The sequence below is a fragment of the Mixta mediterraneensis genome, assembly GCF_030283135.1.
Taxonomy (GTDB): domain Bacteria; phylum Pseudomonadota; class Gammaproteobacteria; order Enterobacterales; family Enterobacteriaceae; genus Pantoea; species Pantoea mediterraneensis.
Map to the genome: position 1 here is coordinate 1 of NZ_JASUAZ010000071.1, position 10,399 is coordinate 10,399.

Genomic DNA, 10,399 nt, shown 5'->3' on the forward strand with positions numbered 1-10,399 from the left:
GCACCGTTGGTAACACGCGACTGGCTATGCCATTGCGTTGAGCATCGCTGCGTATCCAATATCCTAAGGCACTCAATTCACAGGGACGACGCGCGAACCGAATACCTGCGGCACCTAATAATCTATTGTGTTCATCGACAATGGCGAATTCTTCCGCCTCGCCTTTTTCTCTTTGTAGCCGGGTAAAGTTTATCCAGCTGGCCGCTTCATGCTCCTGATAATTCTCGTGAGCCCAAACCATCCAGGGTAACAGCGTATCAAGTGAATTGTTTACTGCGGCCGTAAATGCAGAAACATCATCCGCATGAAAGGGACGCAAATTGATCTCAGAATAGAGCGGCTGCATTTTTATCTTTCCCGTTAAAGCAATAAGTTAAATTCTATTAGCGCGACTCTAAAAATGTAAACGCCTTTAATGTAAAGTTATTGGTACACTTAGGTTCGAGTGTGTAATTCTCATTTTTGTATTTATTTAAATGATATTAAAGGTAAAAAATTAAAATAATGAGGTGTTTATTTCTTGTTGGTAATTAATATGTACAGTTTAATTGCAAGTTGTACGCTATGTGATACAGTGTGCGCATCCTTCATCAGGATCTTATGACCGCATTAACGAGTAAAAAGGATCGTAATCATGCAAAAAGACGCGCTGAACAATGTGCATATCGCCGATGAACAAGTGTTGATCACACCGGAAGAGTTGAAAGCTAAATTTCCGCTGACCGCTCAGCAGGAAGCGCAAGTTGCGGCTTCTCGGCAGACTATTTCTGACATCATTGCTGGCCGCGATCCGCGCCTGTTAGTGGTGTGCGGGCCTTGTTCAATTCATGATACGGAAGCTGCCCTTGATTACGCTCGTCGTTTGCAAATCCTTTCTGAACAGCTGAAGGATCAACTGTATCTCGTTATGCGCGTCTACTTTGAAAAACCACGGACCACTGTCGGCTGGAAAGGGTTAATCAACGATCCTTATATGGACAACTCATTTGATATGGAAGCGGGTTTGCACAGCGCGCGTCAGTTGCTGGTTAATCTGGTGGAGATGGGATTGCCGCTTGCAACGGAAGCGCTTGATCCTAACAGCCCACAATATTTAGGCGATCTGTTCAGTTGGTCAGCGATTGGTGCGCGTACCACGGAATCACAAACTCACCGTGAAATGGCGTCCGGACTTTCCATGCCGGTTGGTTTTAAAAACGGGACCGATGGCAGCCTTGGCACCGCTATCAATGCCATGCGCGCTGCCGCAATGCCGCATCGCTTTGTTGGTATTAATCAGGCCGGGCAGGTCTGCTTACTGCAAACTCAGGGTAATCCGGATGGGCATGTGATTTTACGTGGCGGAAAAGCGCCTAATTACGGGCCGGAAGAAGTCGCGCAATGCGAAAAAGAGATGCGCAAGGCGGGACTGCGTCCAGCCTTAATGATAGATTGCAGTCATGGCAATTCTAATAAAGACTTCCGCCGCCAGCCCGGTGTAGCTGAATCCGCTATCGCTCAGATAAAAGATGGTAACCATTCAATTATTGGTTTGATGCTGGAAAGCCATATCAATGAAGGGAATCAGTCCTCTGAGCAACCACGCAGTGAAATGAAATACGGTGTTTCTGTCACGGATGCCTGCATTAACTGGGAAGTGACTGAAACACTGCTGCGCGATATTCATCAGGATCTGCAAGGTGTGCTGTCGGCGCGTCTGTCACACGAGGTGTAATAAGTAATGGTGGCTGAACTGACTGCGTTACGCGATCAAATAGACAATGTAGACAAGGCGCTGCTCGATCTGCTGGCGAAGCGGCTTGAGCTGGTAGCTGAAGTAGGTGAAGTAAAAAGCCGTTATGGTTTACCTATTTATGTACCTGAGCGTGAAGCTTCAATGCTGGCATCGCGCCGTAAGGAAGCTGAAGCCTTAGGTGTACCGCCTGATTTGATCGAGGATATATTGCGTCGCGTGATGCGTGAATCCTATACCAGCGAAAATGATAAAGGCTTTAAAACGCTATGCCCTGAGTTACGACCCGTGGTAATTATTGGCGGAAATGGGCAGATGGGAAAGCTGTTTAAAAAGATGCTGACCCTGTCGGGTTACACCGTTAAAACGCTGGATAAGGATGACTGGGAGCAAGCCGGGCCACTGCTGAGCGACGCCGGTATGGTGATTGTTAGCGTGCCTATTCATTTAACTGAACAGGTAATAGCGCAATTGCCGCCGCTACCAGAAGACTGCATTTTAGTTGATATAGCTTCGGTAAAAAATCGTCCGCTACAGGCAATGCTCGCGGCGCATAATGGCCCGGTACTCGGCCTGCATCCGATGTTTGGACCAGATAGTTGTAGTCTGGCGAAGCAGGTTGTGGTGTGGTGCGATGGTCGCCAGCCAGAAGCATATCAATGGTTCCTTGAACAGATTCAGGTTTGGGGCGCGCGTATGCATCGCATTAGCGCGGTAGAACACGACCAAAACATGGCCTTTATTCAGGCGTTGCGGCATTTTGCGACTTTCGCGTATGGGCTGCATTTAGCCGAAGAAAATGTCAATCTCGACCAGTTGCTGGCGTTGTCGTCGCCAATCTATCGGCTGGAACTGGCAATGGTCGGACGCTTGTTTGCCCAGGATCCTCAGCTATACGCTGACATCATTATGTCCTCTGAAAGTAACCTGGCATTGATCAAACGTTACTATCAGCGTTTTGGTGAAGCGATAGCTTTGCTGGAACAAGGGGATAAACAAGCCTTTATTGACAGCTTCAGGCGGGTTGAAAACTGGTTTGGCGATCATGCCAAACGCTTCCTGGTGGAAAGCCGCAGTCTGTTACGCTCGGCCAACGACAGCCGTCAATAAAAGCAAAAAGGCATCCCATCGGATGCCTTTTCTTTATTCGCCCGGTTGGACCGGGATAATATTTTCGCCTGGATAGCAGCCCAAAACTTTCATTGAACGCGTCATCGCCTTTAATTCTTGTAAAGCCTGCTGCATCCTTTCTGACTGCAGATTCCCTTGTACATCAATATAAAACATCTCTTCCCAGGGATTCCCATTAATAGGGCGTGATTCCAGCTTACTCATGATCAAATTATGCTGACGCAGAACCAGCAGAGCGTCTACTAAAGCGCCAGCTTGTTGACCTGTGGCCATAATAAGCGTGGTTTTTGCTGGAACCTGATCCGAAACTTCAATAGCTTTACGTGCCAGTACAATAAAGCGAGTATGGTTTTGTTGCTGATTGGCCAGATTGCGCTCAAGGACCTGTAGTTGGTACAGCTCTCCACCGGCTTCGCTGCCTAAAGCCGCAGCTTTTGGTGAGTTCAGTGCGGCAACCTTTTCCATTGCGGCGGCGGTACTTTCGGTGTACTCAATTTTCCAGTGCGGGAAGCGATTGATGAACTGACTGCATTGCTGAAAAGGCTGAGGATGGCTGTAAACCGTTTCAATCTGTTGCAGATCGGTCGAGCCATGGATCAAAACACAATGCTCGATAGGCAAAGTCAGCTCGCCTACAATCGATAAGCTTGTTTGCTGTAGCAAGTCGTAAACATCATTGATCGAACCTGAACTGGTGTTTTCAATCGGTAATACAGCGTAATCGGCCAGGCCATTTTCAACCTGTTTAATAATATCGTGAAACTTCAGGCAGCCGCTTTCCACCATATTGTCAAAATGACGCGCAGCGTATTTACGGGCGGCAAGGTGAGAATATGATCCCTTCGGACCCAGGAAGGCAATACGTGCAGCGTGAGCATGGGGATGGTTTAAATTCTTTTGCAGCAATGCTTGCTGGGTTAAGACTGAATCTTCAATCACCAGTTGAAACAGGCGCGTAATATAATGCGCATCTAAGTGATGCTTTTTGCCTAAGACAATTAAATGCTCCAGCAAGGCGCGTTCGCGTTCAACGTCACGGATTGGGCGGTGCGTTTCCAGCTTGGCCTGAGCGACTTCAACCGCAAGCGAACGGCGTTCGGCTAACAGCGTTAGTAATTTTTCATCGACCGCACTAATTTTGTCACGCAACGCCAGTAAAGGATTATCGGGATTCATAAGGCTCACCTGTAAGCTGTCCAATAAAAAAGCCTCCCGTTTGGGAGGCTTTGTTGTTCGTCTTCGCTTTCGTTTTCACACGACGAATTGCCTCCCAGTCAGGGGAAGGTAAAAAAGAAAGCGAAGAAAAACGAATGTTGTTTCATGGACGTTTCCGCAATTAAAGTGACCTGAGAGTAACCGCACTGATTTAAAGCTGTCAATAAAAAACGCGCCCGCAGGCGCGTTAATCTCATTAAGCGTTTAGCTGGCCGGTATGAAATCTTTAACGCTGCTTGTTGCGCGGCGAGCCTCTGATTTGTGCTGCACTTTGTTAAGTTGGCGTTCGAGCTTAGCAATCAAATCATTTATTGCGGTGTACATATCGACGTGCTTTGCGCTGGCGACTAACGTTCCGTTTGGCGTATTGATAGTAGCGTCAGCGACGAATTCTTTTGGTTCTTTAGATAAGACGATATGGGGATTAATCAGGTCAGTTTGCCACTTTTCTAACTTGGCGAGACGGTCTTCGACATGGTCACGGATAGCCGCAGTGATTTCCATTTGTTTGCTGGTAACGTTGAGAATCATAGTTCTTACCTCTCTGTCATTTCCGTCATGGTAGGACCAGCATAGCGCGAACAAATGCAAAATGTTTGATCTTTATCACGAAAAAATGTCACTTTTTGTCAAGGCCGATTATTTGTGAGAAAGGCCGGGAAAGCGGGCCAAAAAGCTTGAAGCATCATGAATAATGGCGCATTGTTGATGGGTTAGATCAGCGGAAAGTCTTTATTTTTAATGGATCGCTGAGCATAAAAAAAGCAGCCTGATACGGCTGCTTTTTTTATTTTACTGTGAAAATGCAAATCAGCTGGTTTTGTTTGCTGCAATGATTTTCGCGACTTTATCTGCCTCAGTGGTAAGTTGCAGATGACGATAGGCATTTTCCATCAGCGGTAGCGCATCGTGTGTTGCCTGCGTATCGGGATAATCACGCATCATACCTTCAACCCGGTTAACAACCGCGACATACGCCTCGCGCTTAGTATAGAATTGCGCCACGGACAGTTCATATTTTGCTAAACGGTCTTTCAGGTAAACCAGACGTTTTTGTGCATCGCCTGCATACTGGCTGTTCGGATAACTGCGCAATAGCTGCGAGAAATCACGGAATGCATCACGAGCATGGGTTGGATCGCGATCGGAGCGATCAATACCAAAGAAGCCCTGCAGCGCCGAATCGTCCAGCGCCATATCCGTCAGGCCTTTCATATAGATGACATAGTCAATGTTCGGATGAGTAGGATTCAGGCGCGTAAAGCGAGCAATTGCCGCCTGTGCTAATGGCAGATCGGCATTTTTGTAATACGCGTAGATCAAATCCAGCTGAACCTGCTGTGAATAAGGACCGAACGGATAACGATTATCCAGCGCTTCCAGTTGCTTAATCGCCGCTTTAAAGTTACCGTCCTGCAGCTTTTGCTGCGCTGTGGCGTAAATTTCAGAAGGCGGGCTGTCCGGTACCGCGTCATTAGAGCCGGAACAGCCTACAAGGGCCAGGCTCAGTGTGGCAGCAGCCACCAGATGTTTCATACGCGTCATGACGAAATGATTATCCTCAAAATGTTATGGCGGAAGCTGTCCGTATAGCTCCCGGTAATGACCAGGTACGATAGCACATTATATTAAACGGCATCGCCGTGAAAACCCAACGTTAACGAAGAAGCTGTATATGGCACAACAAGTTCAACTCACCGCAACGGTATCCGAAGCACAACTCGGACAACGCTTAGATCAGACTTTGGCAGAATTGTTCCCTGATTATTCACGTTCTCGCATAAAAGAATGGATCCTTAACCGTCGCGTCAGTGTCAACGGCACGATCGTCGACAAACCCAAAGAAAAAGTCTTAGGCGGCGAACGGGTCGCTATCGACGCTGAGATCGAAGAAGAGCAACGCTGGGAACCTCAGAATCTGCCACTCGATATTGTTTATGAAGACGATGATATTCTGGTGATTAACAAACCACGGGATTTCGTGGTTCATCCTGGAGCGGGAAATCCTGATGGAACGGTATTAAATGCGCTATTGCATCATTACCCAGCCATTATGGATGTTCCACGCGCGGGGATTGTCCATCGTCTTGATAAAGATACAACCGGTTTGATGGTGGTGGCGAAAACCGTCCCGGCGCAAACGCACCTGGTTGAAACGCTGCAACTACGTGAAATCACGCGTGAATATGAAGCGGTGGCGATTGGCACGATGACGGCAGGTGGTACAGTTGATGAGCCAATCAGTCGCCATTCAACCAAACGCACGCATATGGCGGTGCATCCGATGGGTAAGCCAGCGGTGACGCACTATCGCATAATGGAACATTTCCGTGCTCACACGCGTCTGCGTCTGCGTCTGGAAACCGGACGTACTCATCAGATTCGTGTGCACATGGCGCATATAAATCATCCGCTGGTGGGCGATCCGCTTTACGGTGGCCGCCCGCGCCCACCAAAAGGAGCATCGGATGCTTTCATTTCTACCTTGCGCAGCTTTGATCGCCAGGCGCTGCACGCCACGATGTTGCGTCTGTATCATCCCATTAGCGGTATTGAAATGGAGTTTCATGCACCCATCCCGCAGGACATGATCGCGCTGATAGATGCATTGAAAGCGGATACCGAGGAGTTCAAGGATCAGCTGGACTGGTGATGAGTTTAATCATTCCTGACTGGCCGGCGCCGTCTCGCGTGCGGGCCTGTTCTACATTCCGTCATGGCGGCGTTAGCACCGCTCCCTGGGCCTCGCTGAATCTGGGGAGTCATGTTGGGGACAAGCCAGCAGATGTCGCCTGCAATCGTCAACGACTGATCGAACTGGCAAGTTTACCCGCTATGCCGCAGTGGCTGGAACAGGTGCACAAAACAGACGTTGTTCGTCTGGCGCACAGCGGTCAGGATACGCCGCAAGCGGACGCCTGTATTACCAGTGAAACCGGCGTAGTGTGCGCAGTAATGACGGCGGATTGTTTACCGGTCTTGTTTTGCTCGGCTGATGGCTCGGAAGTTGCGGCTGCACATGCGGGTTGGCGAGGGCTTTGCGATGGTGTACTTGAAAACACGCTGGCGCAGTTTCGTGCTTCGCCCGATCAGGTTCATGTATGGCTTGGCCCAGCCATTGGCCCGGATGCATTCGAAGTTGGCGAGGAAGTACGCAGCGCTTTTGTGGCGAAAGACGCACGGGCTGCTGCTGCGTTTCGTCCTGTTGGCAGTAAATTCTATGCCAATATCTGGCTATTAGCCCATCAGCGTCTGCAAGCGGCAGGCGTGCGTTCTGTCAGTACGGAGACGCGTTGTACCGTTAGCGAACACGAAAATTTCTTCTCCTTTCGTCGCGATGGAGTCACTGGCCGTATGGCAACTTTGATTTGGCTGTTATAACCTTAAGCCATAAGACGATCCGGTTAGTATGTTTTTTACTCTTATTTCAGGTCATTAACCTTGAAATTTTGAGGGTTGACCTCATTTAATCTCCAGTAGCATTTTGACCTGTAATGGGAGGAATCATGCGTCTGGATCGTCTTACCAACAAATTCCAACTGGCTCTCGCCGATGCGCAGTCCCTCGCTCTGGGACACGACAATCAATTTATCGAACCTTTACATCTGATGAGCGCGTTGCTCAATCAGGAAGGGGGATCGGTTCGTCCGTTATTAACCTCTGCAGGCGTGGATACTGCAGCATTACGCATGCATGTTGAGCAGGCGATTGATCGTCTGCCTCAGGTTGAAGGGACCGAAGGCGATGTTCAGCCCTCATCCGATTTAGTCCGCGTGCTTAATATATGTGACAAGCTGGCGCAGAAGCGTAACGACAACTTTATTTCATCTGAATTATTTGTTCTGGCGGCCCTCGATTCACGAGGTTCGTTGGCAGATCTGCTTAAGTCTGCTGGCGCAACCAACGAAAAGCTTACCAGGGCCATTGAACAAATGCGTGGAGGAGAAAACGTGAATGATCAAGGGGCTGAAGATCAGCGTCAGGCATTAAAAAAATTTACGATTGATCTGACCGAGCGGGCCGAACAAGGCAAGCTTGATCCGGTCATTGGCCGTGATGAAGAGATTCGCCGCACCATTCAGGTATTACAGCGGCGTACCAAAAACAATCCGGTACTTATCGGTGAGCCTGGCGTGGGTAAAACAGCCATTGTTGAAGGCTTAGCCCAGCGCATCATTAATGGCGAAGTGCCCGAAGGCCTGAAAGGGCGTCGCGTTCTGGCGCTGGATATGGGCGCGCTGGTGGCAGGTGCGAAATACCGTGGTGAATTCGAAGAGCGCCTAAAAGGCGTATTGAATGATCTCTCTAAGCAGGAAGGTAATGTGATCCTGTTTATTGATGAGCTACATACCATGGTTGGCGCGGGTAAAGCTGATGGCGCAATGGATGCCGGTAATATGCTTAAGCCTGCGCTGGCGCGCGGTGAACTTCACTGTGTGGGCGCCACGACACTTGATGAATATCGCCAATACATTGAAAAAGATGCCGCTCTGGAACGTCGCTTCCAGAAAGTGTATGTGGCAGAGCCGAGCGTTGAAGATACTATTGCTATCTTGCGTGGCTTAAAAGAGCGTTATGAATTGCACCACCATGTGCAGATTACCGATCCGGCTATTGTCGCCGCGGCAACGTTGTCGCATCGCTATATTGCCGATCGACAATTACCCGATAAAGCGATCGATTTAATTGATGAAGCGGCGTCGAGTATCCGCTTACAGATTGATTCCAAACCAGAAACGCTTGATCGCCTTGAGCGCCGTATTATTCAGCTGAAGCTGGAACAACAGGCCCTGAAGAAAGAGTCGGATGATGCCAGCATTAAACGTCTGGAGATGTTAGAGACTGAGCTGGATCAAAAAGAGCGTGAGTATGCTGAACTTGAAGAAGAATGGAAGGCAGAAAAAGCCTCTTTATCTGGCACGCAAAATATCAAAGCCGAGCTGGAACAGGCCCGTCTGACGCTGGAGCAAGCGCGTCGTTTAGGCGATCTGGGTCAGATGTCTGAATTACAGTATGGCAAGATCCCGGCGCTCGAAAAACAACTGGCTGCGGCGACGCAGGCTGAAGGTAGTTCGATTAAATTGCTGCGGAACCGTGTCACCGATGTGGAAATTGCGGATGTGCTGGCACGCTGGACCGGCATTCCGGTGGCGCGCATGATGGAAGGCGAGCGCGATAAACTGTCGCGCATGGAACAGGCATTACACGCGCGGGTGATTGGTCAGGATGAAGCGGTTGAAGCCGTCTCTAATGCTATTCGTCGTAGTCGCGCGGGCTTATCGGATCCAAACCGACCTATTGGTTCGTTCCTGTTTCTTGGACCAACGGGTGTTGGTAAAACCGAACTGTGTAAAGCACTGGCAAATTTCCTGTTCGATAGTGACGACGCGATGGTGCGTATTGATATGTCTGAGTTCATGGAAAAACATTCGGTTTCACGTTTGGTTGGTGCCCCCCCTGGATACGTTGGCTATGAAGAAGGGGGGTATTTAACGGAAGCGGTGCGCCGTCGTCCTTACTCAGTCATTCTGTTGGATGAAGTAGAGAAGGCTCACCCGGACGTATTTAACATTCTGCTACAGGTTTTGGATGATGGGCGTTTAACGGATGGCCAGGGGCGAACCGTGGATTTCCGCAATGCGGTTGTCATTATGACTTCAAATCTGGGATCAGATTTGATTCAGGAACGCTTTGGCAATCTCAACTATGGCGAAATGAAAGATATAGTTATGGGTGTCGTTGGACAGCACTTCCGTCCTGAGTTCGTTAACCGTATCGATGAAGTTGTGGTGTTCCATCCGCTGGCTGAGAAACATATTGCTTCAATTGCGCAGATTCAGCTGCAGCGGTTGTATAAACGCCTGGAAGAACGCGGCTATAAACTGCATATTTCCAGTGAAGCAATTAAATTGATTGGTGAAAACGGCTACGATCCCGTTTATGGCGCGCGTCCACTCAAACGTGCCATCCAGCAGCAGATTGAAAACCCGCTGGCTCAGCAGATACTTTCTGGCGAACTGGTGCCAGGCAAAACCATCGAAATGGACGTTAAAGACGGCGTGATCACGGCGCAACAATAATGTTCTTTCTTTAAAACGGGCCTCTGTGCCCGTTTTTTATGGGTAAAACAGACAAAATTGGCTAGTAGCGCGACAATTGGTCTAAAAAGTGAGCGCTTGAACGATTTATTGAAATTAGCGCTTGTCAGCCCGTAAGAACTCCCTATAATGCGCCTCCACTGACACGGCACACCGGCTTACGGTATGACGTGCTGAGAGGTTCGGGAGACTGAGCCGCCGGAGAAAAACTTCTCAGAAAGAA

The 10,399-nt window shown here is 49.1% G+C and carries 10 protein-coding genes and 1 other annotated feature; of the genes, 5 read left to right on the forward strand and 5 right to left on the reverse strand.

The features are described 5' to 3' along the window. On the reverse strand, positions 1–346 hold a 346-nt coding region (locus tag QRY16_RS20810; protein ID WP_289777905.1), incomplete at its 3' end, for a GNAT family N-acetyltransferase. 288 nt (positions 347–634) lie between these two features. On the opposite strand from QRY16_RS20810, the gene QRY16_RS20815 reads away from it, so the two are divergent. Both QRY16_RS20815 and tyrA read left to right on the forward strand, forming a co-directional pair. Continuing rightward, positions 635–1,714, forward strand: coding sequence for a 3-deoxy-7-phosphoheptulonate synthase (locus QRY16_RS20815; protein WP_289777906.1), 1,080 nt, complete (start codon positions 635–637; stop codon positions 1,712–1,714). 6 nt (positions 1,715–1,720) lie between these two features. Then, on the forward strand, positions 1,721–2,842 hold the full coding sequence (tyrA, locus tag QRY16_RS20820; RefSeq protein WP_289777907.1) for a bifunctional chorismate mutase/prephenate dehydrogenase: 1,122 nt from the start codon (positions 1,721–1,723) through the stop codon (positions 2,840–2,842). 33 nt (positions 2,843–2,875) lie between these two features. On the opposite strand, the gene pheA is transcribed toward tyrA, so the two are convergent. The 4 genes from pheA to bamD all read right to left on the reverse strand — a co-directional run bounded on the left by pheA (position 2,876) and on the right by bamD (position 5,623). Then, positions 2,876–4,039: a bifunctional chorismate mutase/prephenate dehydratase gene (gene pheA / locus QRY16_RS20825; RefSeq protein WP_289777908.1), complete on the reverse strand. Its 1,164-nt coding sequence runs from the start codon at positions 4,037–4,039 to the stop codon at positions 2,876–2,878. A gap of 22 nt (positions 4,040–4,061) precedes the next feature. Further along, positions 4,062–4,186 (reverse strand) — a sequence feature (Phe leader region). After that, positions 4,138–4,185: a pheA operon leader peptide PheL gene (pheL, locus tag QRY16_RS20830; protein WP_193404700.1), complete on the reverse strand. Its 48-nt coding sequence runs from the start codon at positions 4,183–4,185 to the stop codon at positions 4,138–4,140. Its footprint overlaps the feature before it by 48 nt. A gap of 96 nt (positions 4,187–4,282) precedes the next feature. Further along, positions 4,283–4,609 carry a ribosome-associated translation inhibitor RaiA gene (gene raiA, locus QRY16_RS20835; RefSeq protein ID WP_289777909.1) on the reverse strand — a complete coding sequence of 109 codons (327 nt, stop codon included), beginning with the start codon at positions 4,607–4,609 and terminating at the stop codon, positions 4,283–4,285. A 279-nt stretch (positions 4,610–4,888) separates the two neighbouring features. Then, positions 4,889–5,623 carry an outer membrane protein assembly factor BamD gene (bamD, locus tag QRY16_RS20840; RefSeq protein ID WP_193404521.1) on the reverse strand — a complete coding sequence of 245 codons (735 nt, stop codon included), beginning with the start codon at positions 5,621–5,623 and terminating at the stop codon, positions 4,889–4,891. Positions 5,624–5,753: 130 nt separating this feature from the next. Between bamD and rluD the strand changes: the two genes are divergently transcribed. From rluD to clpB, 3 genes are all read left to right on the forward strand, one after another. Continuing rightward, positions 5,754–6,731, forward strand: a complete 978-nt coding sequence (rluD, locus tag QRY16_RS20845) for a 23S rRNA pseudouridine(1911/1915/1917) synthase RluD (RefSeq protein ID WP_289777910.1) — start codon at positions 5,754–5,756, stop codon at positions 6,729–6,731. Continuing rightward, on the forward strand, positions 6,731–7,459 hold the full coding sequence (yfiH, locus tag QRY16_RS20850) for a purine nucleoside phosphorylase YfiH (protein ID WP_289777911.1): 729 nt from the start codon (positions 6,731–6,733) through the stop codon (positions 7,457–7,459). The genes rluD and yfiH overlap by 1 nt, the downstream gene beginning before the upstream one ends. Positions 7,460–7,572: 113 nt before the next feature. Continuing rightward, a complete protein-coding gene (gene clpB, locus QRY16_RS20855; protein ID WP_289777912.1) occupies positions 7,573–10,158 on the forward strand; it encodes an ATP-dependent chaperone ClpB in 2,586 nt (861 codons plus the stop codon). The last annotated feature ends 241 nt before the right edge of the window (positions 10,159–10,399 follow it).

Excerpts from the sequence above, each read along its gene's own strand:
- clpB (WP_289777912.1), top strand. The coding sequence starts at position 7,573 with ATGGGAGGAATCATGCGTCTGGATCGTCTTACCAACAAATTCCAACTG.
- tyrA (WP_289777907.1), top strand. The coding sequence starts at position 1,721 with ATGGTGGCTGAACTGACTGCGTTACGCGATCAAATAGACAATGTAGAC.
- raiA (WP_289777909.1), bottom strand. The coding sequence starts at position 4,609 with ATGATTCTCAACGTTACCAGCAAACAAATGGAAATCACTGCGGCTATC.
- pheA (WP_289777908.1), bottom strand. The coding sequence starts at position 4,039 with ATGAATCCCGATAATCCTTTACTGGCGTTGCGTGACAAAATTAGTGCG.
- rluD (WP_289777910.1), top strand. The coding sequence starts at position 5,754 with ATGGCACAACAAGTTCAACTCACCGCAACGGTATCCGAAGCACAACTC.
- bamD (WP_193404521.1), bottom strand. The coding sequence starts at position 5,623 with ATGACGCGTATGAAACATCTGGTGGCTGCTGCCACACTGAGCCTGGCC.
- yfiH (WP_289777911.1), top strand. The coding sequence starts at position 6,731 with ATGAGTTTAATCATTCCTGACTGGCCGGCGCCGTCTCGCGTGCGGGCC.
- QRY16_RS20815 (WP_289777906.1), top strand. The coding sequence starts at position 635 with ATGCAAAAAGACGCGCTGAACAATGTGCATATCGCCGATGAACAAGTG.